General features: G+C 66.8%; 20 protein-coding genes. 8 read left to right on the forward strand and 12 right to left on the reverse strand.

The window, feature by feature from the left end; translation table 11 throughout:
• Nucleotides 1–5 precede the first annotated feature (5 nt).
• Nucleotides 6–1019 (reverse strand): LacI family DNA-binding transcriptional regulator, encoded by a 1014-nt coding sequence (locus SOM28_RS21260; protein ID WP_320469365.1) that lies wholly within the window; start codon nucleotides 1017–1019, stop codon nucleotides 6–8.
• Between the two features lie 303 nt (nucleotides 1020–1322).
• On the opposite strand from SOM28_RS21260, the gene SOM28_RS21265 reads away from it, so the two are divergent.
• From SOM28_RS21265 to SOM28_RS21290, 6 genes are all read left to right on the forward strand, one after another.
• Nucleotides 1323–4208, forward strand: coding sequence for a TonB-dependent receptor (locus tag SOM28_RS21265; RefSeq protein ID WP_123069008.1), 2886 nt, complete (start codon nucleotides 1323–1325; stop codon nucleotides 4206–4208).
• Nucleotides 4209–4213: 5 nt separating this feature from the next.
• On the forward strand, nucleotides 4214–5548 hold the full coding sequence (locus SOM28_RS21270) for a BNR repeat-containing protein (protein ID WP_320469366.1): 1335 nt from the start codon (nucleotides 4214–4216) through the stop codon (nucleotides 5546–5548).
• Between the two features lie 8 nt (nucleotides 5549–5556).
• Nucleotides 5557–6714, forward strand: a complete 1158-nt coding sequence (locus SOM28_RS21275) for a glycoside hydrolase family 88/105 protein (protein WP_320469367.1) — start codon at nucleotides 5557–5559, stop codon at nucleotides 6712–6714.
• On the forward strand, nucleotides 6711–9077 hold the full coding sequence (locus tag SOM28_RS21280) for a beta-galactosidase (protein ID WP_320469368.1): 2367 nt from the start codon (nucleotides 6711–6713) through the stop codon (nucleotides 9075–9077). The genes SOM28_RS21275 and SOM28_RS21280 overlap by 4 nt, the downstream gene beginning before the upstream one ends.
• 27 nt (nucleotides 9078–9104) lie before the next feature.
• Nucleotides 9105–10361 (forward strand): DUF2264 domain-containing protein, encoded by a 1257-nt coding sequence (locus SOM28_RS21285; RefSeq protein WP_320469369.1) that lies wholly within the window; start codon nucleotides 9105–9107, stop codon nucleotides 10359–10361.
• A 102-nt stretch (nucleotides 10362–10463) separates the two neighbouring features.
• The gene (locus tag SOM28_RS21290) at nucleotides 10464–11714 is read left to right on the forward strand and encodes an EAL domain-containing protein (protein WP_123069003.1); all 1251 of its coding nucleotides are present in this window, start codon (nucleotides 10464–10466) and stop codon (nucleotides 11712–11714) included.
• On the opposite strand, the gene SOM28_RS21295 is transcribed toward SOM28_RS21290, so the two are convergent.
• Nucleotides 11623–12174: a cupin domain-containing protein gene (locus tag SOM28_RS21295; RefSeq protein ID WP_320469370.1), complete on the reverse strand. Its 552-nt coding sequence runs from the start codon at nucleotides 12172–12174 to the stop codon at nucleotides 11623–11625. The genes SOM28_RS21290 and SOM28_RS21295 overlap by 92 nt on opposite strands.
• A gap of 133 nt (nucleotides 12175–12307) precedes the next feature.
• On the opposite strand from SOM28_RS21295, the gene SOM28_RS21300 reads away from it, so the two are divergent.
• Nucleotides 12308–13264, forward strand: coding sequence for an alginate lyase family protein (locus tag SOM28_RS21300; protein ID WP_320469371.1), 957 nt, complete (start codon nucleotides 12308–12310; stop codon nucleotides 13262–13264).
• A 61-nt stretch (nucleotides 13265–13325) separates the two neighbouring features.
• Here SOM28_RS21300 and SOM28_RS21305 read toward each other — a convergent pair whose 3' ends face one another.
• Nucleotides 13326–15182 (reverse strand): hypothetical protein, encoded by a 1857-nt coding sequence (locus SOM28_RS21305; protein WP_320469372.1) that lies wholly within the window; start codon nucleotides 15180–15182, stop codon nucleotides 13326–13328.
• Between the two features lie 99 nt (nucleotides 15183–15281).
• A complete protein-coding gene (locus SOM28_RS21310) occupies nucleotides 15282–16277 on the reverse strand; it encodes a LacI family DNA-binding transcriptional regulator (protein ID WP_123069000.1) in 996 nt (331 codons plus the stop codon).
• Nucleotides 16278–16405: 128 nt separating this feature from the next.
• On the opposite strand from SOM28_RS21310, the gene SOM28_RS21315 reads away from it, so the two are divergent.
• A complete protein-coding gene (locus SOM28_RS21315; protein ID WP_123068999.1) occupies nucleotides 16406–17230 on the forward strand; it encodes an NAD-dependent epimerase/dehydratase family protein in 825 nt (274 codons plus the stop codon).
• A gap of 57 nt (nucleotides 17231–17287) precedes the next feature.
• Here the strand turns inward: SOM28_RS21315 and SOM28_RS21320 are convergent, their stop codons facing one another.
• The 8 genes from SOM28_RS21320 to soxR form a co-directional block, all read right to left on the reverse strand.
• Entirely contained in the window at nucleotides 17288–19810 is a 2523-nt protein-coding gene (locus SOM28_RS21320; protein WP_320469373.1) for a TonB-dependent receptor, read from the reverse strand.
• An 80-nt stretch (nucleotides 19811–19890) separates the two neighbouring features.
• Nucleotides 19891–21120 carry a glycoside hydrolase family 88 protein gene (locus SOM28_RS21325; protein ID WP_320469374.1) on the reverse strand — a complete coding sequence of 410 codons (1230 nt, stop codon included), beginning with the start codon at nucleotides 21118–21120 and terminating at the stop codon, nucleotides 19891–19893.
• Nucleotides 21121–21327: 207 nt separating this feature from the next.
• A complete protein-coding gene (locus tag SOM28_RS21330; protein WP_229414889.1) occupies nucleotides 21328–23115 on the reverse strand; it encodes a response regulator in 1788 nt (595 codons plus the stop codon).
• Complete coding sequence (locus SOM28_RS21335; RefSeq protein ID WP_123068996.1) at nucleotides 23112–23813, reverse strand: sensor histidine kinase; 702 nt, start codon at nucleotides 23811–23813, stop codon at nucleotides 23112–23114. Before SOM28_RS21335 ends, SOM28_RS21330 begins: the two co-directional genes overlap by 4 nt.
• A gap of 112 nt (nucleotides 23814–23925) precedes the next feature.
• Nucleotides 23926–25635 (reverse strand): FAD-dependent 5-carboxymethylaminomethyl-2-thiouridine(34) oxidoreductase MnmC1, encoded by a 1710-nt coding sequence (gene mnmC1 / locus SOM28_RS21340; protein ID WP_229414888.1) that lies wholly within the window; start codon nucleotides 25633–25635, stop codon nucleotides 23926–23928.
• Complete coding sequence (locus SOM28_RS21345; RefSeq protein ID WP_320469375.1) at nucleotides 25598–26164, reverse strand: DNA-3-methyladenine glycosylase I; 567 nt, start codon at nucleotides 26162–26164, stop codon at nucleotides 25598–25600. The genes mnmC1 and SOM28_RS21345 overlap by 38 nt, the downstream gene beginning before the upstream one ends.
• Complete coding sequence (locus tag SOM28_RS21350; protein WP_123068993.1) at nucleotides 26161–26424, reverse strand: antitoxin Xre/MbcA/ParS toxin-binding domain-containing protein; 264 nt, start codon at nucleotides 26422–26424, stop codon at nucleotides 26161–26163. Before SOM28_RS21350 ends, SOM28_RS21345 begins: the two co-directional genes overlap by 4 nt.
• Nucleotides 26421–26921, reverse strand: coding sequence for a redox-sensitive transcriptional activator SoxR (soxR, locus tag SOM28_RS21355; RefSeq protein WP_123068992.1), 501 nt, complete (start codon nucleotides 26919–26921; stop codon nucleotides 26421–26423). The genes SOM28_RS21350 and soxR overlap by 4 nt, the downstream gene beginning before the upstream one ends.
• Nucleotides 26922–26988 lie beyond the last annotated feature (67 nt).

Below are 26988 nucleotides of genomic sequence, written 5' to 3' on the forward strand. Positions count from 1 at the left end.
TGGATCTACGCCGGCGCGGGGCCGGTCGAGTCGCGCACTACCAGCTCGGTGTCGAAGGCGATGCGGGCGGCGGCCGGCGGGCGGCCTTCGATCATCTCGACCACCTCGTGCACCGCGCGCTCGGCCAGCGCCTCGTAGGGTTGGTGCATCGTCGTCAGGCGTGGAAACACGTGGCTGGCGGTCGAGATGTCGTCGAAGCCGACCACCGAAACGTCGGCCGGCACCTTCAGGCCGCGGCTGGCGACGGCGTCGATGGCGCCGAACGCCATCTCGTCGTTGGCGGCGAAGATGGCGGTGGGCGGCGCCTCCAGGTCGAGCAGGCGGCGGGTGGCGGCGAAGCCGCCGGGCTGGTTGAAGGCGCCGTCGACCACCAGGGCCGGGTCGACGGCGATGCCGGCCGCCGCCAGCGCCTCGGTATAACCGCGTTCGCGTTCGGCGCTCTGGCCGGTGCGCTTGGTGCCGGCGATGAAGGCGATGCGGCGGTGGCCCAGGCCGATCAGGTGTTCTACCGCACGCCGCGCGCCGATGCGGTTTTCCAGCACGATGGTGGGCAGCGCCAGCTGGCGCGCATCGAAGAACACCAGCGCGCAATTGAGCTGCTGGCGTTCGACCGCGTCCAGAAAGCGGTCGTCGGCGGTCGGCATCAGCAGCAGCAGGCCGTCGCACAGCTTGCTGAGCGTGGCGCAGGTGGGCATCCGGTCCGGGCTGTCGAAGCGGTCGGCGTTGAACAGCAGCAGGTCGTAGTCGCGTTTTCTCGCCTGCTCGCCGATGGCGCGCACCAGCTCGTGCAGCACCACCGGGCCATAGTTGTTCATGAACACGCCGATCAGCTTGCTCTTGTCGCCGCGCATGCGGCGCGCCAGCATGTCCGGCGTGTAGTTCAGCTGGGCTGCGGCCGCCATGATGCGTTCGCGCGCCGCGTCCGACACATAGCCGGTGCCGCGGATCGCGCGCGAAGCGGTGATCGGCGCGACGCCGGCCAGGCGGGCCACCTCGCTCAGTTTGCTGGCTTTGGCCATTGGTCTCCTTCAATCGATCATGTTGTTGAGCGTTTGCAGTAACTCAACACCAACCTGTGGTTACGATACCACGTCGAGCTCGGCCGATTCCAGAGTTTTTTCAGCAAAATCAGGCGCTTATCCTTAAGGTACGGCAGCCAGCCCATCCTTGTTGAGTATTTACGAAGCACATGGTAACGTAACCATACGGTTGTCATATAAGCAGCGATGGTCGGCGACCGGTGCTTCATCTTCAGCCGCACGTGCCGAGCACGGCGGCCCGACATTACAAGCGAACCTCGAAGTTCGCGGTCAGGAGACACTATGCAGAAGAAGATTTTGGCCGCGGCGCTGCCGCTGGCTTTGGCCGCCGCATACATGACACCCGCGCTGGCCCAGCAGGCGCCCACCACGCCCGACGCCACCACCCCGGACACCCCCGCGACCACGGAACCACCAGCGGCCGACAGCACGGCCGCGCCCACCACCGTGGTGGTCACGGGCTTTCGTTCCAGCCTGCAGAAGGCGCTGAACCTCAAGCAGCAGGCGATCGGCGTGCGCGATTCGATCGTCGCCGAGGACATCGGCAAATTCCCCGAGGCGAATGTGGCCGAGTCGCTGCAGCGCGTGCCTGGCGTGATCCTGAACCGCGACGACAGTTCGGGCGAAGGCCAGCGCATCTCGATCCGCGGCCTGCCCACCGAGTATTCGGTGACGACCCTGAACGGCGCGCCGGTCAACACCACGTCCACCAGCACCATCGGCAGCGCCGCGCGCGGCTTCAACTACGACGTGTTCGCGTCCGAACTGTTCGGACGGGTCGACTTCTACAAGTCGCCGCTGGCCGAACTGACCGAGGGCGGCATGGGCGGCATCGTCGACCTGCAGACCCCTCGCCCATTCGACAGTCCCAAGCGCACCATCCGCTACGCGGTCTCCGGCGCCTACAACACCAGCGCCAAGGAGGCCGATCCGACCGGCTTCGCGCTGTATTCGAACACCTGGGGTCCGTGGGGCTTCCTTGCCGGCGTGGCCCATTCGAAGGCGGTCAACAACCGCTCCGGCTTCGAAGCCACCGGCGGCTACAACAGCTCGGCCAACGGCAGCCGCAATCCGGTGCTGGGCAACTTCGCCCTCGCCCTCGACTACGACGACCCGCGCGCCAACCTGTCGGGCTACTCGCGCGAGCAGATCGACAACGCCCTGCTGCCGCGCATCTACCGCTACTACGGCTCGCAGAACCGGCGCAGCCGCGACGGCCTGGTGAGCTCCCTGCAGTTCAAGCAGGGCGGCCTGAACCTGAGCCTGGACGGCCTGTACTCGCGCCTGGAGAACAGCCGCGACGAGCTGTATTACGGCCTCCTGATCCGCAACACCCGCACCACCAACCGCAACGCGCCGCCGGGAACCAACGGCCACAACGGCCTGGTGCCGATCGACGTAAAGATCGATCCTGGCTCGAACCTCCTGACCGGCACCTTCGGCAACACCTCGTACAGCAGCGGCGTGACCTATGGCGAAGACAAGACCGAGTTCGGCTACCTGGCGCTCAACGGCCGCTGGGAAGCACGCCCCGGGCTGGTGGTGACCGGCCAGGTGAGCGCCAACAACAGCAAGGCCACCAGCTATTCGGATACCCTGTCGGGCCAGATCTTCGGCGTCGACACGACCATCGACTACGGCACCGACCACGTCTACCCGTCGATGTCCTCGCCGATCGACTACACCGACCCCGCCAATTTCAGCGGCTTCGACGTCACCACCGGCTGGACCCGCGAACGGGACAAGGGCCGCCAGGCGCGCCTGGTGGTGGACTACGACTACGACCTGTTTGGCGGCTGGACCGGGCGCCTCAAGACCGGCCTGGTCTACGTCGACACCAGCAAGGACGTCGAGAAACGCAATGCCGGCGCCGCCATGAAGGCCAAGATGGTCGGCCTGGGCGACGCCAGCGTGCGCGCCAATATGGTCTCGGTCCTGCCGATCCCCGACCTCGACATGGGCCCCGGCTGGCCGAACCGCTTCGGCACCTTCACCCGCGACTATGCCTTCTCGACCTACGATCCGGTCGCCTTCAACACGAGCGAAGCGTTCACGCCGGCGCAGAGCTTCGGCGCGGTCGAAAAGGTCAGCACCGGCTTCGTGCAGTCCGATTTCAAGGGCGATGTGCTGGGACGCGAACTGCGCCTGAACGCCGGCGTGCGCTGGTCGCAGACGAAGCTCGACATCGACAACTTCAAGCGCAGCGGCAGCGGCAACACCTACCAGCCGAACAGCGAACAGGGCAAGTACACCAATGTGCTGCCGGCCGTCAGCGCGGCCTGGGACCTGAACGACGAGCTGATCTTCCGCACCTCGTGGGGCAAGACCATCAGCCGCGCTTCGCTGTCGATCATCGCGGCCCAGACCGTGATCCCGAACGCCTTCGACAACACCGCGACCGCCGGCAACCCGAACCTCAAGCCCCAGCAGTCGAAAAACTTCGACACCAGCCTGGAATGGTATTTCAAGCCGGGCAGCCTGCTGTCGGCGGCCTACTTCAAGAAGAAGCTGACCGACGCCACGGTGTCGACCACCACAAACACCACCTTCGGCGCGCTCGGCCTGCCCGATACCGCACTCGGGGCGATCTTCCAGGACCCGAGCGGCCGGGTCGACCCGAACCTGCCGATGGTGCTGCGCACCTACAGCAACGCCGGCGAACAGACGCTCAAGGGCTACGAACTGGCCTACCAGCAGGATTTCACCTTCCTGCCCGACCCATTCAAGGGCTTCGGCGCGCTGGCCAGCTATACCCACATCGATCCCTTCAACAGCATGCGCTGGATCACCAAGGCCGGCAAGGAGATCGAGGTCAACTCGGTGCCCAAGTACGCCTACAGCGTCACCACCTATTACGAGCGCGGCCCGCTGGCGATGCGCCTGTCCTACAACTACAAGGACCGCTCGCTGCATGGCGACAATCCTCGTAACAACGGCGACGACCTGATACGCTGGCGCGCCGCGCGCGGCTACCTGGACGGCACCATCAGCTACAAGCTGTCCGAGAACCTGGAGCTGCGCCTGGACGCGCTGAACCTGACCGACACCCTGAACTACGACTACTTCGAGGACGCCAACGGCCAGTACGGCAGCGGCAAGCACACGCGGATGGACTACGCGAAGTACGACGGGCGCACGTTCAAGATCGGCATCCGCGGCAAGCTGTGATGCGGATGACCGGTTTCATTCATCGCTGCGGCGGGATCGTGATTGGCGCGGTGCTGCTGCACGGCTGCGCCACTGGTCCCGCAGTTGGTCCAACCTTCAGCCAGGTCGGCTCCGGCTGGGCCGGCAACTCGGTCAACGCCGTGGTGTTTCGCAAGAACGCCCTGGCCAGCGACGGCGCGCACCAGTACATCGCCTACTACGATGGCGCCGGCCAGGTCGTGCTGGGCAAGCGCCGCCTCGGCGGCGACGCCTGGGAACTGCGCCAGACCGCCTGGCGCGGCAATGTGCGCGACGCCCACAATGCGATCAGCATCATGGTCGATGACGAAGGCGTGCTGCACATGGCCTGGGACCAGCACAACAACGCGCTGAACTATGCACGCGGCGTCTCCCCCGGCAGCCTCGAACTGCGGACGGCGCCGATGCTGGGGCGCGACGAAGCGTCGCTGTCCTATCCGGAGTTCTTCCGCATGCCCGATGGCGGCCTGCTGTTCCTGTACCGCGACGGCGGTTCGGGCCGCGGCAACCTGGTCGCCAACCGCTACGATCCTGCCACCGGCTGGCGCCGCGTGGCCGATAACCTGATCAGCGGAGAAGGTCAGCGCAACGCCTACTGGCAGGCCGGCGTGGATGGCCTCGGGGTCATCCACCTGTCCTGGGTCTGGCGCGAATCGCCCGACGTCGCCAGCAACCACGACATGGCCTATGCGCGCTCGCGCGATGGCGGCGCGAGCTGGGAAGACAGCAACGGCAAGCCTTACCGTCTGCCGATCACCGCTACCAGCGCCGAATACGCGGCGCGCATCCCGCAGAACAGCGATTTGATCAACCAGACCTCGATGGCCTTCGACACCCGCGGCCGGCCCTATATCGCCAGCTACTGGAGGACAAAGGACAGCGCCGTGCCCCAGTACCGCGTGCTGTACCGGCGCGACGAAGGCTGGCGCCGGCTCGACCTGGACTTTCGCAAGACCGCCTTTTCGCTCGCCGGCATGGGCACCAAGGCGATCCCGATCGCGCGCCCGCAGTTGCTGATCGATGGGAATGCGGGCGAGCCGTCGGGCCTTCTCGTGTTTCGCGACAGCGAACGCGGCGAGCGGGTGTCGGTGGTGCGCATCCCCGGCTTCGACGCGCCGCGCTGGTCGGTGCACGACCTGACTGACAGCCCGGTCGGCGCCTGGGAGCCGAGCTACGACACCGAGTTGTGGCGGCGCCAGGGAGAACTGCACCTGTACCTGCAGGCGGTGCGGCAAGTCGATGGCGAAGGGCTGGCCGACGTGGCGCCATCCACCGTGCAGGTCTTGCAGTGGCGCCCCGCAAGCGACAACCACATTCCATGAAAGACGACATGACGAGACGACTTTACCTCAAGCTTGCCCTGGCCACGCTGGTCACCCTCGCCGGCGGTTGCACCAGCACTGTTGGTCAAACACCGTCGCGGACCGACGTCCTGGCCGACCTGACCCGCGCCAACGATTACTGGCAGCGCAATCACGCCCCGCAGCAATGGGCGTTCTGGGACGTCGCCGCCTACCACACCGGCAATATGGCGGCCTATGCCCTCACCCGCAACGAGGCGTACCGTGATTATTCCACCGCCTGGGCCGAGCATAATCGCTGGCGCGGTGCGGACTCGGACAAGCGGGCCGACTGGAAGTACAGCTATGGCGAGACCCAGGAATATGTGCTGTTCGGCGACTGGCAGACCTGCTTCCAGACCTATGTCGACCTGTACGAACTCGATGGCCGCAAGGACCCGCGCCGCATCGCGCGTGCGCGCGAGGTCATGGAATACCAGATGAGCACTTCCAATCGCGATTACTGGTGGTGGGCCGACGGCATCTATATGGTGATGCCGGCGATGACGAAACTGTACAAGGCCACCGGCGAGCAGCGCTACCTCGACAAGCTGCACGAGTACTTCACGTATGCCGACCAGCTGATGTACGACCCTGATGCCGGCCTGTACTACCGCGACGCCAAGTACATCTACCCCAAGCACAAGTCGGCCAATGGCGGCAAGGACTTCTGGGCGCGCGGCGATGGCTGGGTGTTCGCCGCTCTGGCCAAGACGCTGGCCGACCTGCCGCCTGACAATCCGAGCCGGCCGCTGCTGACCGAGCGCTTCCGCCGCATGGCGGCGGCCCTCAAGCCGCTGCAGCAGGACGATGGCTACTGGACCCGCAGCCTGCTCGACCCGGGCCATGCGCCGGGGCCGGAAAGCAGCGGCACCGCCTTCTTCACCTATGCCTACGCCTGGGGCATCAACAACGGCTACCTGGACCGCGCCGCGTATGCGCCGACCGCCCTGCGCGGCTGGCATTTCCTCAGCCGGGTCGCGCTGCAGGCCGATGGGCGAGTCGGCTATGTGCAGCCGATCGGCGAGCGCGCGATCCCCGGCCAGGTCGTGAACCAGGACTCGACCGCGCCCTTCGGCGTCGGCGCCTTCCTGCTGGCGGCGACCGAGATGGCGAGTCTGGTCGATAACGCGGGAGGCAAGCGATGACGCCTACGCTGCCTCGCCGACGCCTGCTGCAGGGCGCCGCGGCCAGTTCCGCGCTGGCGCTCTTGCCCGTCCAGGCCCAGATCCAGGCTGCTGCCTCGCCCCGCTTCACGATCGGCCGCGAAGATTTTCTGCTGGACGGCAAGCCGCTGCAGATCCGCTGCGGCGAGATGCATTTCTCACGTGTGCCGCGCGAGTACTGGACGCACCGCCTGAAGACCATCAAGGCGATGGGCCTGAACAGCGTGTGCGCCTACCTGTTCTGGAACTACCACGAGTGGCGTGAAGGAAAATTCGACTGGGCCGGCCAGCGCGATGCCGCAGAATTCTGCCGGCTGGCGCAGCAGGAAGGCCTGTGGGTGATCCTGCGCCCGGGTCCGTATGCCTGCGCCGAATGGGAGATGGGTGGCCTGCCCTGGTGGCTGCTCAAGCAACCGGGCGACGCCTTCCTGCGCTCGACGGGCGAAGCCTTCCTGGCGCCGTCGCGGCGCTGGCTGCGCGAAGTCGGCCGCGTGCTCGGTGGGCAGCAGGTAACACGGGGCGGCCCGATCCTGATGGTGCAGGTCGAGAACGAATACGGTTTCTACGGCGAAGACCTGGACTATATGCGCGCGCTGCGCCAGGCCGTGCTGGACGCCGGCTTCGACGTCCCCCTATTCCAGTGCAACCCGACCAATGCGGTGGCCAAGACCCACATCCCCGAGCTGTATTCGGTGGCGAACTTCGGCAGCAACCCCGAGGCCGGTTTCAAGGCGCTGGCCGAGGTGCAGCAGGGACCGCTGATGTGCGGCGAATACTATTCCGGCTGGTTCGACACCTGGGGCGCGCCGCACCGCCGTGGCGGCGTCGAGAACGCCGTGGCCGACATCAAGACGATGCTGACGGCGAACGGCTCGTTCAGCCTCTACATGGCGCACGGCGGCACCACCTTCGGCCTGTGGGGCGGCTGCGACCGGCCGTTCCGGCCCGACACCACCAGCTACGACTACGACGCCCCGATCAGCGAAGCCGGCTGGATCGGCGCCAAGTTCGAGGCCTACCGCGCTGCGATGACTCCCTTCCTGGCTCCAGGTGAGACCTTGCCGCAGCCGCCGGCGCCGATGCCGGTGATGACGATTCCCGCCTTCGCCCTGAACGAGACCGCGCCATTGAGCGCCAGCCTGCCGGCGCGCACGATCCGCGACGCGTCGCCGCGCCCGATCGAGGAATACGACATCAGCCGCGGCATCGTCGCCTACCGCGTCACCTTGCCGGCCGGTCCGGCCGGGGTGCTGGCGGCGGCCAAGGTGCGCGACCTGGCCTGGGTGCGGGTCGACGGAAAATTGGTGGGCACGATGGACACGCGCCACCGCCGCTTCAAGGTGACGATCCCCGCGCGCAGCAAGCCGGCGACCGTCGAGATCCTGCTGTACACGATCGCGCGCGTGAACTTCGGGGTCGAGATCCACGACCGCAAAGGCCTGCATGGCCCGGTCACCTTCACACCAACCGGCGGCGAGACCCAGACGTTGGAAAACTGGGAAATCCGCGCCATCGATTTCGACGCCGAAGGCGTGCTGCCGCCGCTGGCGTTCAAGCGCGGCCGCAGCAAGGACGCGGCTTTCTGGCGCGGCAGCTTCGACACGAGCGCCACCCACGACACCTTCCTCGACATGTCGGGCTGGGGCCAGGGCATCGTCTGGATCAACGGCCGCTGCCTGGGCCGCTACTGGAGCATCGGGCCGACCCAGACCATGTACCTGCCGGGGCCGTGGATCAGGCGCGGCCGCAACGAGGTGATCGTGCTCGACCTGACCGGCCCGCGCGAGGCGCGCATCGCCGGCCTCGCCAAGCCGATCCTCGACCAGTTGCACCGCGAGCGCGACCTCGAACGCCCGCCCAGCAGCGTCAGGCTGCAGCTCGGTGGCGTGCAGCCCGCGCACGAAGGGGCATTCGCGCCCGGCTCCGCGACCCAGGACGTGCGCTTCGCTGCGCCGCTGCGCGCGCGCCAGTTCTGCCTGGAGTCGCTCGACGCCTTCGACGGCAAGCCCTATGCCGCGGTGGCCGAGCTGGCGCTGCTGGACAAGAACGGCAAGACGATCGAGCAATCCGCCTGGACCATCGCCTGGGTCGACAGCGAAGAAGCGCACAAGGAAGATGGCGGCGCGCTCAATGCGATCAACGGCCAGAACAGCGACTACTGGCACACGGCCTACAGCGGCCCGGGCGCCGGCACGGCGCACCCGCACCGCCTGGTGATCGACCTGGGCAAGGACGTCGAGGTGGCCGGCCTGCGCTACGTGCCGCGCCAGGGCAAGGACGACGTTACGGGCCGCATCCGCAGGTATCGCGCCTATGCCGGCGAGCGGCTGGCCGGCGAGCCCTGAATACTCACATACCGACAAGGAGACACGATGCAGAGACGAGATTTCATCGGCAGCCTGGCGGCAAGCGCCGCACTAGGGGGCTTGTCCGCGCCCGCGCTGGCCGCAACCCCATCCGCTACGACCGGCGGCGACCGCGCATACATGGCCGGCCTGCTGCAGAAGATGGCCGAACCGGTACTGTCGAATATGGCGCGCGGCGAACTGAAAAAGAACTTCAAGCTCGAGGTGAGCCCGAGCTCGGATGGACGCGACAACAACGTGGCCTACCTGGAGGCCTTCGGCCGGCTGATCGCCGGCGCGGCGCCGTGGCTGGCCTTGCCCGACGACGCCAGCCCCGAAGGCAAGACCCGTGCGCGCCTGCGCCAGATGGCCTTGCAGAGCTATGTGCATTCGGTCGATCCGAAAAGCCCCGACTACCTGACCTGGCGCGGCCACGGCCAGGCGTTGGTCGACTCGGCCTATTTCACCAATGCGCTGATGCGCGCGCCGAAAGCGCTGTGGGAGCCGCTCGACACCACCACCAAGCAACGCATCGTTGCCGAGATCAAGGGCCTGCGCCGGATCGAGCCGCCCTTCATCAACTGGCTGCTGTTCGCGGCGATGAACGAGGCCTGGCTGCTGTCGATCGGCGAAGAGGCCGATCCGCTGCGCACCAATGTCGCGATCCGCAAGGTCAACGAATGGTATGTGGGCGACGGCTGGATCAAGGACGGCGAATCGTTCCACTTCGATTACTACAGTTCCTTCGTGATGTACCCGATGCTGCTCGAGATCCTCGAGGTGCTCGAACGGCACAACGCGCCGTTCTGGAACGGCAAACCGGCCGAGCTGCGCGCCCAGGCCCTGAAACGCACCCAGCGCTATTGCGAGCACCTGGAGCGCTTCATCTCACCGCAGGGAACCTTCCCGCCGATCGGCCGCTCGCTCACCTACCGCAGCGCCGCCTTCCAGCCGCTGGCCCTGCTGGCCTGGCGCAAGCAGTTGCCGCAGACCCTGCCCGAGGGCCAGGTGCGGGCGGCGATGCAGGCGATGCACAAGGCCTTGTACACCGCGCCGGACAACTTCACCAGGGAGGGCTATCTCACCATCGGCTTCGCCGGCCACCAGCCGGAGCTGGGCGACTGGTATTCCAACAGCGGCAGCATGTACATCGCCTCCGCCAGCTTCCTGGCGCTGGGCCTGCCGGCCGACGATTCCTACTGGACCAGCCCGGCCCAGGACTGGACCCAGAAAAAGGCCTTCAGCGGCGCCAGATTCCGCAAGGACTACCCGGTCGATTATTGAGAAAAGGCGCAGCGTCCTCCCGCCGATGGCAGAAGGCGCAGCGCTTGACCGCCTGGCGGCTTCGGCGGATAACATCGGTATGGAACGTTCACGGGAAATGCCATGTCGATCGTCAGCCGAGAGGAGATTGCCGGCGCGCTGCGCCGGCGCGAGTTCGTCCTGTACTACCAGCCCAAGGTATCGCTGACCAGCAACCGCATCGTCGGCGCCGAGGCCCTGGTGCGCTGGCAGCGCCCCGACGGCACGCTGTTGCCGGCATCGGCCTTCATCGGCGCCATCGAGCGCGCCGGCCTGCTCAAGAGCCTGACCCGGCGGCTGCTGCCACAGCTGGTGCGCGACCTTGTCGACGGCGGCCTGGCGGAACAGTTCCAGGTGTCGTTCAATGTCTGCTCCTGCGACCTCGAAAACAGCACGCTGACAAGCATGATCCTCGACGCCATCGTGCGCGGCCGGCTGCCGCCGGCGGCGCTCGAACTCGAGATCACCGAAACGCAGGCCCTGCAGGCCGCCCCCTGCGTGCTGTACAACGTGCAGGCGCTGACCGAGGCCGGGATCGGCCTGGCGATGGACGACTTTGGCATCGGCTACTCGAGCATCGATACGCTGAGCCAGTGGCCGTTCACGACCATCAAGCTGGACCAGGGCATCGTGGTGCGCATGCTCGACTCGCCCAAGAACGCGACCATCGTGCGTTCCTCGATCCGCCTCGGCCACGAACTCGGCCTCGAAGTAGTCGCGGAAGGCGTCGAAACGCTCGCGCAGCACGATTTTCTGGTGGAAGCCGGCTGCGGCGTGGCCCAGGGCTTCCTGATCAGCCGCGCGCTGCCCCTGGAGGGCTTCAAGGCCTTCTGCGCCGCCGCCGGCAAGTGCCGCGGCCTGCCGGTGGGCCTGGTGCACATGGCGATCGTCGACCACGTGCAGTGGCGGCGCCAGCTGGCCAGCTTCGCGATCCGGCGCGCCGCGCTGCCGCCCGATGCGCCACTACGCCAGTCGGCCGGCCACCCGACCCTGTGCGTCACCAAGTGTTCCCTCGGCCGCTGGTACCTGAACGAGGGCCGCTATTTCGCGGGCACGCCGACCTATCACGCGCTCGATGCGCCGCACCGCAGGCTGCACGACATCGGCGCCCGCATCGTCGAGCGCATCCGGGCCGGCGCCGGCCAGGCCGACATCGCGCCCCTGATGCGTGAGCTCAAGCAGCAGTCACTGATCCTGATCGGACTTCTGGAAGATATCGAGGACGCCGGCTTCGAGAGCCTGTTCACGCCGGCGGCAGCCATTCACGCCAGCAGTCCGCCAGCCGCTCACGCAGCGCTGGCGGCAATGCCCGCGCCGCTGCACGAAAGCTCGTGACGTCGAGGGCCGCCGCGTGGCCGCCGGATACGATGGCGGCGTCCCAGCGCACGCCGTAGCGCGCGAACAGCGCGGCGACGGCCGCATGCTCGAACCCGCGCTGCGCGACCATCCGCTCGAGCAGGCGGAACGCCTCTTCCACCGCCCCCGGCCATAGCGCGATGCCGACCAGCGCCGGCCGATCGCCGTATTGGGCGATGCGGTGCGCCGTTCCCGCTTCCAGCAGCATCGCCTGGCCCGGCCGCAGCAGCGGGCGCGGTTCGTTTGCACCGGTGCGCAGTGCAAGGCTTCCTTCCAGCGCGACTACCAGCTTGGTTTCGTGTGCATGCGACAGCGGAAAATTCACGCCGCGCGGCGGCAGCGCGAAACGCAGCGCCGTCCCCGCGCCATCGACCTGGCGCTGTGGCACGTCGATATGGACCGGATAGCCGCCGGGATACAGGGTCAGCACGTCGTTCATACGGCCTCTCACGGATGGAATGGATTCATTCTAGTGCCGACCGACGTCGGGAAAAACAACGCCACCAGCAACGCAATCTTTCGCCACCTGAAATAGCGAACTACAATAGGTTAAACGTTTTCGTGGAACTGTCATGCGCCATCCGCTTTCGTCCTGCATCGCCCTGCTGCTCGTCCCTGGCGCGGCATTCGCCTGCGCTCCTGCTCCGCCGCCCGTGCACGACATCGACGCCAACCGCTATTACACCGACGCCCGCAGTTCGATCGTCGACCCGGCGCTCAAGGCGCGCAACGAGGCGGCGGTCAAGCCGGTCAACGACTATCTCGGCCATGTCGCGCGCAGCGCCAGCGACTGGCAGGCCGGGCGCGATCCCGACGGCGCGGGCTGCGCGCTGGCGTGGCTGCAGGCCTGGGCCGGCCACGAGGCCCTGCTCGGCACAATGACCACCCGGCAGTCGTACTACACCCGCAAATGGACCCTGGCCGGCCTGGCGCTGAGCTATGCGCGGGTGCAGCGGGAGGCGGCACCGGCACAGCGCGCGGCCATCGAGGCCTGGCTGCGGCGCCTGGCCGACGTCACCATCGACCACGCCGAACAGCACAAGGGCGTGCGCAACAACCACTATTACTGGGAAGGCCTGGCGGTGACGGCCGTCGGCGGCGTCACCGGCGACAGTCGCTACCTCGACTGGGGCCGCAAGGTGTTCTCCCACGCGATGGGCCAGGTCGCGCCTGACGGCTCGCTGCCGCTGGAAGTCGCGCGCGCCGGCAAGGCGCTGAGCTATCACCTGTATGCGGCGGCGCCGCTGGTGATGATGGCCTCGGTCCTCGACCTCGACGATCCTGCCCTCGAGCGGCTGCTACGCTTTTCGGTCCAGGCCGTGGCCGACCCGGCGCCGCTCGCACGCCTGGCCGGCGCGCCGCAAGAGACGCCACCGCGTGTGCCGGGCTGGATCGCGATCCACGAGCGCCGCAGCGGCCAGCGCATCGCCCCGCAAGCGCCGCCGGCAGACAACTGGGATGCGCGCATGGGCGGCGACCGCAATCTGGTCAATCCGCTCGAGCATCCACGCGCAGGCCAGGGATCATAAAAAAGCGCCCGGGCCGGCGGGGAGGTCGCCAGTGCCGGGCGCAAGGAGATGACCTGCTCGTCTACTGGTAACGGATCGTCCAGCTCACCTCCAGCGGCTCGCGCATGCTGAAGGCGCCGCTGGCGCAGCTGACCACCGTATTCATCTGGCCGTAGGGCGCCTGCCAGGCGGCGTCGCCGGCCGCCGGCCGCGCACTGCAGGTGGCCAGGCCGCCCACCTCGAAGGCCTGCGCCGCGCCGTCGCTGAAGCGCACCTTGTTGCCCTCGACGGTCGCGCCCTTTGAAAACGCGCCGAATTCCAGGGTCAGCTTCGCCACGTCCAGCGGCGCGGCCGGCGTATACCGGTCGGTGCGCGTGATGGCGCCCGGCTGCAGCGTATATTCGGTCTCGACGCGGATGCGCGGATCGGCGACCGGCACGTTCTTGCCGAGGCGGGTCAATGCGCCCTGGCGATAGGAGACCGTGTGGCCGCTGCCCTGCTCCCGCGCCTCGATGTCCTTCATGAAGGCGGTGGCGATCAATTCGCTGCCGTCGGCAAGGGTGAACTTGGGCATCAGTTGAGGATGCGAATAACCGCTGTCGGCGACGCCGGACACGATGCCGTGCGCGAACGGCAGCGGGTAGTAGGGGCTGTTCGCATGCTGGCTCTGGCCGCCGTTGATCAGGGACAGGCTGAACACATGGCCCTTGTCGCGCCAGATCGCCAGCGCGCGGTCATGCTCGCCGCGCGCGAAGCGGGTCAGGGAAAACTTCGGCCGGCTGCGTTCGAGCCAGGCCGCCAGGTCCTGGCGCGGCGCCACATCCTTCATGCCGGCCCGGTTCCACATCTCGTTGGTCGCGATCAGCTGGTGCAGCAGCGAGAAGTTCTCGCCCAGGATGCGGTGCTTGCCGCGATAGGCGTCGGTGCGCCGCCCGTCGTTCCACATATCGACCGAGCGCATGCCCGGCTGGTACCAGAACGCCATGTAGCGCTCGGCGATGCGGGCGGAGTAGGCATAGGCATACTCTTTCTCTTGCGGCGTGAGCACGTCGAGGTAGGCGGCGGTCGACAGGATCTCCAGCATCGCTGTCTCGCCGTACGGCCCCAGGCTGCGGCCCATGGTGAAGCCGGTGCCGTCAGCACTCGCGCTGTTCAGGGCGACGTCAGCTGACTTGCGCAGCAGCGCCTTCAGTTCCGGTGTCACTTCCAGGCCGGTCTCGATGAAGCGCTCGCAGATCTCGGCGCTGAGCAGGATGCTGTAGCGGTCGAAACGGCCCTGGCCGTCGGTCTCGTCGCTGAAGCCGTATTCGCCGGAGTATTTGGCGTAGTGCTTGAGCATCCGGTCGAGCAGCACTTCGCTGCCGGCGGCGTCTTCCCAGCCCATCAGCATGCGCAGGCGCGCGATGCTGAAGGCGACGCCATAGTAATTGGTCGGCAGGTCGATCAGCTCGTAGCTCGGCAGGCGCACGAAGCTGCGCCAGTCCAGCTGCTTGCGCAGCCGCTCGAGGGTGGCGGGCCGCACGGCCTTTTCGAGCAGGCCCGCTTTCTTGAGGCGATGCAGGGCACCGATGTAGTAGTAGATACCCCAGGATTCGTTGTTCATCCCGATCGTCAGGTCGGCCAGGTCGGCGTAGTCGCGCAGCATGCCGGGCAGGCGCGGATCGTTGGCCGGCAGGTGCACCAGCAGGTCGGCCAGGCCGGTGGCTATCTTCCCGGGCAAGAACTTGTCCTTGCTGTTGAGGGCCTTCTCGCCGTCCATCACGATCCCTTCCCTCTCCTTCACCAGCTTCTGGATCAGGAATTCGAGCTGCGGGTAGGCTTGCTCGACGCTGCGCTGCAGCGGCGGCGTGGCCGTCGTGGCGGCCGAGGCATGAACGGGAACGCGAACGGGAACGGCCAGCAGGGCAGCCGCCGCCAGCAGGGGAAGTGCGTGACGCATGCGATGTCTCCGATATTGTTAAACGTTTTCCAAAGGATATGGCAACGCTATCGGAAAGTAAAGCGGTACAAAATGGCGGTGGGCGCCGCCGAGTGAAGATCAGCCCTTGCGGGCCTGGGTCGAGGCGCGCAGCACCAGCTGTGGCGCGACTTTGGTCAGTCTCTCGACCTGCTCGCCGCGAATCACGGCCAGCAGCTTGGTCATCGCGGTCGCGCCCATGCGTTCGCTCTGCAGGTCGACGGTGGTGAGCGCCGGCGTCACGTACTTGCCGTAGGCGATATTGTCGAAACCGACCACCGACAGGTCGCGCGGTATCGACAGGCCCAGGTTGGCACACTCCTTCATGAAGCCCAGTGCCATCAGGTCGTTGTAGCAGATGACGGCGTCCGGCCGCTGCGGGCCGAGCACCACGCCGGAGCACAGGCGCTCGCCCTCCACCATCGATGGGTTCTCGCCGTCGTGCACGGTCAGTTCGATGCCGGCGGCATCCAGGCATTCGCGGATGCCGCCCAGGCGCTCTTCGTCGCGGCGCGAGCGCGAGAAGCCCAGGTAGGCGATGCGCTTGTGGCCCAGCATGCGCAGGTGCTGGGCCAGCATGAAGGCGCCGCCGTGGTCGTCGCTGGCCACGGTCGGAATCGCCAATTCGTTAAGTGAACCGAAGAACACCAGCGGCTTGTCGATACCCGCCATCCATCCCATCTCGTGTTCGCGCATGCGCGAAAACACGATCATGCCGTCCACGCGCCGGCTCAGGTCTTCCAGCGTGCGGCGCTCGCGGCTCGGGGTTTCCTCGGTATCGACCAGCAGCACCGAGTACTCCTGCTCGTGCGCGACCCGGTTGGCGCCTTTGAGGATGCTGCTGAAGTGGGGGTTGTTAATGTCCAGGACCGACAGCCCGATGGTATTGGTGCGCCCGGTGATCATCGACTTGGCCAGCGGATTCGACCTGTAACCCAGGGCCGCGATGGCCTCATCGAGCGCCGCCTCGACCTTGGGCGAGAAGCGCTGCGCACCGTTGATGTACTTGGACACCGTGGCGGTGGATACCTGGGCGGCGGCGGCAACGTCGCGGATGGTCGGGGCGGAGCTCTTCATGGAGGGGTAATCGTTATTTGACGGAGCATCTTATCACGCGTGTTCGCTGCAATCTCCTCATGGGAACGTTGACGCTGCCAGGCATAGCCGCTACTCTAGTTAAACGTTTAACACACTGGAGCCCATTCATGAACGAAGCGATCCCGCGCAAGCCCTTCAAACGTCTGCTCCTGACCGGCGCCGGAGGCGGCCTGGGTACGATGCTGCGCGAGCGCATCAAGCCCTGGGCCGACGTCGTCCGTCTCAGCGACGTGCGCGATATCCCGGCCGCCGGCCCGGGCGAGGAAGTGGTGCGCTGCGACCTGGCCGACCGCGACGCCGTGCTGGACCTGCTCGACGGCGTGGATGCGGTGCTCCATTTCGGCGGCGTCTCGGTCGAGGAAGAAGTCGACAAGATCGTGCAGGCCAATATCGTCGGCCTTCACCACCTGTACGAAGCCGTCCACAAGAAAGGGATCAAGCGCGTGATCTATGCCAGCTCGAGCCACGTGGTCGGCTTCTATCCCACCACCGAACGCGTCGACGCCACCATGCCGCTGCGCCCCGACTGCATCTATGGCGTCTCGAAATGCTTCGGCGAAGCGCTGTCGCGCTACTACTACGACCGCTTCGGCATCGAGACCGTGTGCCTGCGCATCGGCTCCTCCTTCCCCGAGCCGCGCAACGCGCGCATGATGGTCACCTTCCTGGCCCATGACGACCTGGTGGAACTGGTGCGCTGCGCGCTGTTCACGCCGCGCGTCGGCCACACGATCACCTTCGGCGTCTCCGACAACAAGACAAGCTGGTGGGACAACCGCCATGCCGCCCACCTGGGTTTCGAGGCCCAGCATAGCTCCAGCACCTTCGCCGGGCGCTTCCCGCAGGATGGCGCCCGGCCGCCGGCCGACGACGTCACCGCCACCTACCAGGGCGGACCGTTCGTCGTGGCCGGGCCGATCTACAAGAACTAAGCCGGTAATTAGAAAGCGGCGCCTCGAGAGGCGCCGCTTTCTTTTATACGTCCAGCGTCAGAACTTGACGTCGAGCTTCACGCTGAAGTAACGGAACACGTCGCGCGGCGGCACCCAACTGTTGACCGTGATCGCCGGCGAGGTCGAGGTCGGGCCGGCGCGGAAGCTCGGACCGCTCGCATTGGCGTTCGGGATGTAGAAGCGGTCGAACAGGTTCTTCACCTGGAAGCTCAGGCGATAACGGTCCTTGTCGTCGCGGATGCCGAAGCCCAGGTCGGCGATCGTGTAGCTGTCGTTGACCGAGCGCGGATCGTTATTGATATTGGTCTGGTAGTCGCTCTGGTAGCGCACGTTGCCGTTGATGAAGGCGTCGAAGGGCAGCGACGGCAGGCGGATGTCGTAGTTACTGCCGATATTGACCTTGACCTTCGGCGTGCCCGGGAAGATGCCGCCCGACAGATCCTGCACGCCGGTGGTGGCGCCGGGACGGATCGCGAAGCAGTCACGGTTCCAGCCGCCCAGCGAACCGCCCTCGCCCGCACCGGTGCCCGGAATGACGGGGTTGGTGTTGTCCTGGTAGCAGGGGCCGTTCTTCCAGTCGGCGATCTCGGGGCGGGTATAGGCCAGCGAAGCGTTCATCGACCAGTTCGAGGCCAGCAGCATATTGGCGTCGATCTCGAAGCCGCGGGTGCGGATCTTCGGAATCGAATTGAGCTGGGTGTAGATGGTCGGATCGTCCGGCAGCACGAAGGACGTGTTCTGCTGGTAGTGCCTGAAGTCGGTGTGGAATAGCGTGGCCGCGATCGACAGGCGGTTGTTGAGTAGATTGGCCTTGGCGCCCAGTTCATAGGTGCGGCTCTTCTCGGGGTCGACCGGGAAGGCGGCCGAGGCCTGCAGGCCGCTGGTCACGTCATAGGCCTTGCCCTTGTGGCCGGTGGCGGTCATGGCGTACACCATCCAGTCGCGATTGAGCTGCTTCTGGATACTCAGCTTGCCGGTGGTGGCCCAATCCTCGTTGCCGCTGCTCGAGAACACGTCCTTGCCCACCGGGCCCGGCACGAAGGTCGAGCGGTCCAGCTGGTCGGTGTAGAAGTTGCGTTCGTAGTTGAAGCCCGACTCTTCCAGGTTGCGGCGCAGGCCGGCCACCAGGGTCCAGGTCGGCGCGAAGTCCCAGGTCGCCTGGCCGAACACCGCCTTGTTCACGTTGTAGATGTCGGTGTAGTAGTTGGTTGGGCTCGATGGCGAGTTGGCGGCGCAGACCGCCGGCGCCACGCAGAAGCCGCGAATGAAATGACGCTCGATCTCGTTACGCGCCCACCACAGACCGGCCACGTAGCGGAAGTTGCCGGCGTCCGGCGAAACCAGGCGCAGCTCCTGGGTCTTTGAGGTGATGTCGTAGCTGCCGAACTGCAGGTTCCCGACCGAGAATCGCGTCTCGCCGGGACGGGCGATGGTCGGCACATCGGTGAAGTCCTGGTCGCGCGAGTCGTTGGCCTTGTAGCGCTGGTAGGACGAGATCGACATCAGGATCGCATCGTTGGGCAGCGTGTATGCCAGCTTCAGGCCGGCGCCGTGGGTGCGCGAAGAAATCCCGGTGGGGGAGTCGCGCCGCACATAGCGGTTGTTGGGGTTGGTCGGGTCGATGCCGGCCAGCACCAGCGATGCCGGCAGCTGCGGGTTGCCGTTCATGTAGGCGGTCGACAGGTCGACCGGGATCCGCTCCAGGTTGCCGGCGGCGGCCGATCCCGTGGTGCGATAGAAGCCGTTGATCGCCGTGACGCCGCGCGTGTTCTCCTGCTCGTTATACTGCGGCATGAAGTCGATGTCGAGGTTCTTGATCGGCGTCCAGGAGAACTTGGCCATCATCGTCTTGCCGGACGAACCGTTGACCTTCTCGCCGGTGGTCAGGTTGGTGAAGTTACCCGGCATATCGCTCTTGTTGACGGCGATGCGCATACCGAAAGTGTCGGTCAGGCGCCCGCCCATCGATGCGGCGAGACGCCATTCGTCGTCGTCGGTGTAATAGGCGCTGCCGCGGTAGACCACCGGGCCCGAGATCGGCTTGGTCACGATATTGATGGCGCCAGCCACCGCCGACTTGCCGAACAGGGTGCTCTGCGGTCCTTTCAGCACCTCGACCCGGGCAACGTCGGCCAGGTCGCGGAAGGCCTGGAACTGCACCGCGATCGGGATGTCGTCGATGATCACCGAGACGTCCGACTCGACGCCGATGCCCACCGAGACGGTGCCGATGCCGCGCATGAACAGCGCGTTGTTGGCGGCGGTGGTGCCCGAGGCCTGGGTCAGCGAGGGCGTCAGGGCGACGATGTCCTCGATCTCGCGCACGTTATTGCGCTGCAGTTCGGCCTCCGAGATGACGGAGATCGCCATCGGCACGCTCTCCAGTTTTTCGACGCGCTTGTTGGCGGTGACGACCACCGACTGCAGGCCGGTCGCATTCTCCCCTGCTCCGCCCTCCTGGGCGTGGACGGGCATGGCCCACTGCGCGACGGCCAGCGCCACCACGGCTGCCAGCGGCTTCACCGCGATGTCGAAGCTTTCGGTTTTTTTCTTGTCCAACGTTGTCTCCTCCGGTTTCCAGAAAATGGCGGCCAGGCCGGGTAGCGACGCGGGTCGATCCCATGCTCGGGCCGGATGCTTCAGCTTCCCGCGTGCGCGCCCTTCAGGCGCAGCAGCGCTTCGAGAAAGTAGTAGTCCGCATAGTTGAGCGGCACGTCGATCTCCTTCCCGGCCGGCTTGTGGCCGGTCGCATGCTTGAGCAGGAAGCCGCCGTTGTCGCTACCGCCTTCGCCGCCGCTGGCCAGGTAGGCCGGCGAGGCCAGGCTGCGCAGCTGCGCCTCGGCGAAGGCGCGGTAGGAGCCTGCCTGCTCCCCGCTCGAGAAAGTGGCCAGTTCCAGCAGGCTGGAAGCGACGATGGCGGCGGCCGAGCTGTCGCGCGGTGCATTGGGAATGGCGGGATCGTCGAAGTCCCAGTACGGTACCTTGTCCGCCGGCAGGCGCGGGTGCTGCATGAAGAAGGCGGCGATCTTGTGCGCCTGGCGCAGGTAATCCTCTTTTTTCGTTTCGCGGTACATCATGGTGTAGCCGTACAGCGCCCAGGCCTGGCCGCGCGCCCATGACGAACCATCGGCATGGCCCTGCACCGTCACCTTGCCGCGCACCTTGCCGGTGCCCGGGTCGTAGTCGACCAGGTGAAAGCTCGATCCGTCCGGACGGAAGTGGTTGCGCAGCGTGGTGTCGGCATGCGTCACCGCGACGTCGCGGTAGCGCGGCTCGACGGCGGTGCGCGCGGCCCAGGTGAGCAGCTCCAGGTTCATCAGGTTGTCGACGATGACGGGGTAGGCCCAGGTGCTGTTGGGCCACAGGTCCCAGGACTGGATGCTGCCGACTTTGGGATTGAAGCGGGTGACCAGGGTGGTGGCGCCGGCCAGCAGCGCGTCGCGGTAGGCCGGGTCGCCCGTCAGGCGGTAGCCGTTGCCGTAACCGGCGCCCAGCATGAAGCCGAGGTCGTGCTGGCTCTTGTCGAACTTGGCCGGCGCGGTGCGCGCCGTATAGTCGGCGGCCGCCAGGCGCCATTTGGCGTCGCCGGTCGCTTCGTATAGATACCACAGCGAGCCGGGGAAGAAACCGGCGGTCCAGTCGCCGACGCCGACCAGCACCACCTCGGCCTTGTCCACCGTGCGCGGGAAGCCCGGCTTGCGCTGGACCTTGGCCAGTAGTCCGCCGTACTGCGCGGCCGCAGTGTCGATGCTGCGCTGGACCAGTTGCGGAACGGTTTCCTGGCCGACGGCGCAGGTGGCGGCGCCGGCCAGCGACAGCGCGGCGATGAGGCGCACGGCAGCCGCCCCCAGGGATGGGTAGCGTGTCATTCTCTGTCTCCTGTTATTTTTTTGCTTGAGTAAATCCTAGACACAAGCAAAAACAAAGTCAACAGATTTAGGAAAACGATTAACTAGTGCGTTTTACGTGTGGCTTTTGCGTTGAAGCCTATGAAGATCGCATTTCACCCCTCTTCTGGGATAAGGATTTTGCGGGATGAGAGAAAACGTTTTTGCTGACTTTTGGGGGCGCGGCCGTCAGGCGTTCGAGGGTGCGGCCTCGCCCTCTTTGGGCGCCGGATCGGCCGGCGGCGTATCCGCCTGGGCCGGTTCGGGTTTCGGTTGCAACGCACCCAGTTGCTCCATCAGCTGGGCGAAGCGCTGCTGGCCCGGCTGCAGCCGGTCGACGTGCTCCAGCACCTCGCGCGCCTCCTCTTCCAGCTCGGGATCGTAGCCGCGCTGCTGCATGTGCGAGATCAGGATCTGCACCGCGTTGAACAGCACCCGGACGTTGTCCGGCAGCCGCTCGCGCGCCTTGCGCATCCATTTGACGGCGTCCGGCAGCTTGCCGGTCTTCCACAGCACCACGCCCTGGTTCATCAGGTCCACCGCCTCCTTGCGCGCGGTGCGGATGATGAGCGCGCCCTCGTCGGGCAGGCGCGCGCGGTCGAAGATCTTCTGCACCTCATCCTGCAGCAGCGTGTTGTCGTGGTTGTTGCGGATGACGTGGGCCAGCACCTCGTTGGGCGTGCCCTTGACGCCGACCGCGAACAGCAGGGTCGCCATCTCGATGCAGATCGCGGTGCCGGGCCGCTTGGGATCGGCCTGCAGCATCCCATCGAGCTCGTCGCCGGCGCGGCGCGCGTTGAGGTAGTCGCCGCTCTCGTGGTAGACGTGGCCTTCGGTGATCTTCGCGCGCAGCACGATGTGTTCGTGCTCGCTGCCGAATTCGCGCTGGGCCAGCAGCAGCAGCTGCAGCGCATCCTTGGTATTGCCCTTCAGCCCGCACACACGCGCCAGGCCGAGGTAGTCGTCGGGCGCCTTGCGGATCGAATACTCGCCGATCACCAGGCATTTGCGGAAGGCCTTTTCGGCCATCGGCACATTCCCCAGGCGCAGCGCGGCCTGGCCCAGGTGGCGCTGGCGCGGCACCGAATTGGGCGACAGCTTGGCCGCGCGCTCGAGCACCGCGGCCGCCTCTTCGTGCTGGCCCATGCCCTGGTAGGCGCGGGCCAGCTGGTCATAGGCGTCGATGAAGTGGCGGTTCTCGGCGATCACGGTCTGGAACATCTGGCGCGCCTGCTCGAAGTCGCCGTCGGCCATGCGGATCTTGCCCAGGCCCGCGCGCGCCCAGTGGTATTCGCGCTGGGCCAGCACTTGCTCGTACACTTCGCGCGCGCGCGCCGGCTGGCCGCTTCGCTCCAGCATGCGCGCCTTCATGCGCAGCAGCTCGATCACGTGCACCCGGTTAGCGGCGATCTGGTCGTCACACAGGCGCGCCGCGCGCAGGTAATCCTTTTCGATGAAGGCCTGGTCGATCAGGCGGAAGATCTGCTTGCGGCGCCACACGCGGTTCAGTCGCGTGAGCAGCACGCCCTCGGTGATCGGTTTCACCAGATAGGCGTCGGGCTGGTGCTCGGCCGCGCCCATTACCGACTCCACGCTCTTCTCGGCCGAGACCATCACGAACACCGAGGACGGCATCAAGAGATGGCGCATGCGCGCTTCTTCCAGCACCTGCTGGCCATTCTTGCCCTCGCCCAGGTTGTAATCGCACAGCACCACGTCGTAGCGCAGCTTGTTGAGCAGGGCCATGGCCTCGCCGCCGCTGGATGCCTGGTCGATATTCCTGGCCCCCAGGCTGCGCAGGCTCTCGCGCAGCAACTGGCGGATGCCGACGAAGTCGTCGACGATCAGGTAGTGCTTGCTGGCCCAGTCGATCTCTTCCAGCACCTTGGGCTTGGACACGGCCGGTGCGGCCGGCTTCGCATCCGGCTTGGCGTCCGGCTTTGCATCCGGTTTTGCAGGGGCGGCGGGCGTGTTCATGGCAGGGTCAGGATGAAGCAGCCACCGCCGAGCGAGCCGCCGTTTTCGAGCCGCACCGCGCCGGACCGCTCGCGGTGGCGGTGCATGCGCGCCACCTCGCCCGAGAAGTACAGGCCCAGGCCAGCGCTATTGGTGAGAAAGTTGACGCCGCTGTCGCCGCTGCCCGGCGTGCCGGCCGCCAGCAGCGCGGGCGGAAAGCCGGCGCCATTGTCTTCGACCCGGATCTCGAGGTCGCCGTCGACCTCGCGCGCCGACAGGCGGATGCGGTCGCGCGTGTAGTGCAGCGCGTTGTTGACGGCGTGCGAGACCACGCCCACGATCAGGTCTTCATCGACGTGGGCGATCAGTTCGGGATCGACGTCAAGTTCCAGGACCACGCCGCGCGACTCGAGCAGCACGCGTTCGAGCGCCACCACCTGCTCGACCAGCTGGCCCACTTCGATCGGCTGGACGTCGAACGGATAGCCGGGCTTGCCGACCTGCTTGTACAGCGCCAGCAGCTGCATCAGGTTGTCGTTCAGGCGGCGCGTCTGGTACAGCATCTGCGCCATCTGCGCGTATGCCTTCTCGGTCTCGGGCGAGGCGCCGTCGAGCAGGCGTTCGAGCGTGCCGGACAGGACGCTGATCGAGTTCTTCATGTCGTGCGCAGTGGACGCCAGGAACAGGAACAGCTCGGGCGAGTGGTGTGAATCTTCCATCCGGACAGGCCCTTTCGGCCAAAAAGTTGCTACCAGTAAATTATACCCGCAGGCATTCCAGAGTTTGGCCGCACATGCCGATTCCGCGCGCACGTTTGCGGCGGCGCAACGGTCAGGGGCCGATATCCGTGGCGTTTGGCGCAGTTTCAGGGCCATGGCGGCTGTTGCGCCGTGCCCGCAGCACGAAACGGGCCGGATCGAGCGCATCGACCAGGGCCATCTCGAGCGGCAGAGGCTCGCCTTCCAGCTGGGCGGCCAGCAGCTCGGCCGCCAGCGGCGCCCAGATCAGGCCGCGCGAGGCATAGCCCAGCAAGCCGTAAAGGCCCGGATGGCGCGGCACGTCGCGCAACCTTTCGGTGGCGCCAACGGCGGCGAAGTCCGGCAGGCGGCCGACCAGCGGCAGGCGGTCCGGCGCCACGCAGCGGAAACCCACCCTGCCCGCCAGCGGCGCGCCCTCGGCGGCCTGCGGATCGGACACCAGGCCGCGCAGCCGCGCCACGTTTTCTTCCTGGCTGGCGGCGCGCAATTGCGGATCGTCGTCGAGGTCATAGGTCGCGCCGGCGCAGGTGACGCCATGGGCGGACGGCGTCAGATAGGCTTCGCGGCACAGCACCAGCGGCAGTTGCGGGGCGTGCTCCGGCGCCAGGTGCGTTACCTGCCCGCGCAGCGCCTGCAGCGGCAGCTCACGGGTCTGCACCATCTTGCGCGCGCCGGCGCCGCTGGCCAGCACCACAGTCGGCGCCTGGCCGATGACACTGCCATCGGCGCCACGCGCCTGCCATTCGTCGCCCTTGCGCTCGAGGCTCACCTCGCCGGCGCCGAAACGCCGCGTCAAGAGGTCGCCGCAAGACGCCAGCAGCGCCTCGCACACGCTGCCCGGCCGCGCCCAGCCGCCTTGCGGGAAGAGCCAGCCGCCATCCGGTGCGGGAAGGCCGAGCAGCGCTTCGGCCTCCATGGGTTCGAGCCAGCGCGCGAAGTCGGGCGGCAGCTTGCCGTCGCCCGCGATCGCGCGCGACACGGCCGCATGGCCGGCATCGCGCGCCAGCTGCAGCACGCCGCACCCGTCGCCGTCGAAGGCGCGGCCGACGCCGCCCAGTTGCTCCCACAGGCGCAGCGCGTACAGGTAGGCGGCGCGCGTCAGGCGGGTCGGGATATTGTCGTCGCGCGAAAGCAGCGGCATGAAGATGCCGGCCAGGTTGCCCGAGGCTTCCATCGCGACCTGCGGATGACGTTCGATCAGCATGACCTGCCAGCCCCGCGCGCACAGGCGCGCGGCCGCAGCGCAACCGGCGACGCCGCCACCCAGCACCAGCGCGCGCCGGTCCGGCTCGGGCGTCGACGGCAGGCGCGGCTTGCGGGTCGAGAAGGTCGCATCGTCGCCATCGAAGGCGAATCCCTGGGCGCTCAAGGCCGCGCGCTGTTCGCTATCGACGCCATGCGACTCCAGCCGCGCGCCGAGCGCCGCCAGGCGCGCCAGCGGACGAACGAAGGCCGTGCCCTGCGCGCCGTGCAGGAGGATGAAATCGGGGTGGGCGTTCAGTTCGGCCAGCGCGGTCTCGAGCGACGCGGATACCAGGTCGAGCGTGACGTTATTGTCGTCTTGCGGGACGCGGTGAAAGCCCGGCTGCAAGGTATCGGTGAGCGCCACCACGTGCAGGTGCGCGGGCCGCTGCGGGTCGGCGCGCCAAGCCGCGATCAGGGTGGCGAAGCGGCTGCCGTCGCCATGCTCGCTGTCGAAGACGGTGTAGCGCGCGCGGCCGCGCCAGTGGTCCTGCACATGCATGTCAGCGGCGCCTGCTGCGGCAGTGGCACTCGCGGTCATGGTCGTCCACCAGGCCGATGCCCTGCATATAGGCATAGACGATGGTCGAGCCGACGAACTTGAAGCCGCGCTTGGCGAGATCCTTCGAGATGCGGTCGGACAGCTCGGTGCGCGCCGGGCGGGCGCGATCCGGCCAGCCGTTGACGATCGGCTTGCCGTCGACGAAGGCCCACAGGTAGTCGTCGAGCGTCAGGCCTTGCTCGCGCAGCGCAAGATAGGCTTTGGCGTTGGTGATCGCGGCGGCGACCTTCAGCCGGTTGCGCACGATGCCGGGATTGAGCAGCAGCTCGGCCTTCTTGTCCTCATCGTAGGCGGCGATCTTTTCCGCATCCCAGCCGTCGAAGGCGGCGCGGTAGGTGTCGCGCTTGTTCAGGATAGTTTCCCACGACAGGCCGGCCTGCGCACCTTCGAGGTTGAGCATCTCGAACAGCGTGTTCTCGTCGTGGCAGGGCACGCCCCACTCGTTGTCGTGGTAGGCGAGGTAGCGCGGATTGGCCATGTTCGCCCAGGAGCAGCGCTTGACCGTCATCGCGTCGCTCCCTGTTGTGCGCCGCGCAGGCTGGCCAGGACGTCGTCGGTGCGGCCGTCCGCCACCAGCTCGGCGGGCGTGCGGCCGTCCAATGCCTGCTGGGGCGCCTTCATCCAGGCATCGGCGGCATCGTCGTTCCCGAGCACCTTGCGCGCTTCGTGCATGACGGCGTAATAGGCCTGCGCCTTGCGCGAATGGCCGTCGAAGCGCGCCTGGAGCGCGGCGATGGAGTCGGGGGAGAGGCGTTCAGGGTCGGTCATGGCGTCGGCTTGCTGATGGAGACCTCATCATACCCCGCCTCGGCAGGACGATCGAGGAACACCGCGCCGGCGCTGTCCTCGCCAAGCTTGTCGGCTGGGTTGCGCAGCGGGCAATCGGCGAGGGAAAGGCAGCCGCAGCCGATACAGGTATCGAGTTCGTCGCGCAACCGCTGCAGGCGCGCGATGCGCTCGTCGAGTTCCGCGCGCCAGCCGGCGCCGAGCACCCGCCATTCCTTTGCGCTGATCGTGCGCCCTTCCGGCAGCCCGGCCAGGTTTTCCCGAATCGTCTCGAGAGGGATCCCGGTGCGCTGCGCCACCTTGATGATGGCGATATGGCGCAGCACCTCGCGCGCATACCGACGCTGGTTGCCGTCGGTGCGCCAGCCTTTAATCAGGCCTTTCGATTCATAGAAATGGATGGTGGAGACCGCCACGCCACTGCGGCGCGCCACTTCGCCCACCGTGAGGGCTTTCTTGTCGGGATCGATCGTCGTCATTGCGCTTGACCTCAAGTTAAGTTGAGATTCTATACTTTTTCTCGCTTCCATCACAACGGGCGAAAAA

It is taken from the genome of Massilia sp. CFBP9026, from assembly GCF_034045165.1.
Classification (GTDB): domain Bacteria; phylum Pseudomonadota; class Gammaproteobacteria; order Burkholderiales; family Burkholderiaceae_D; genus Telluria; species Telluria arenae.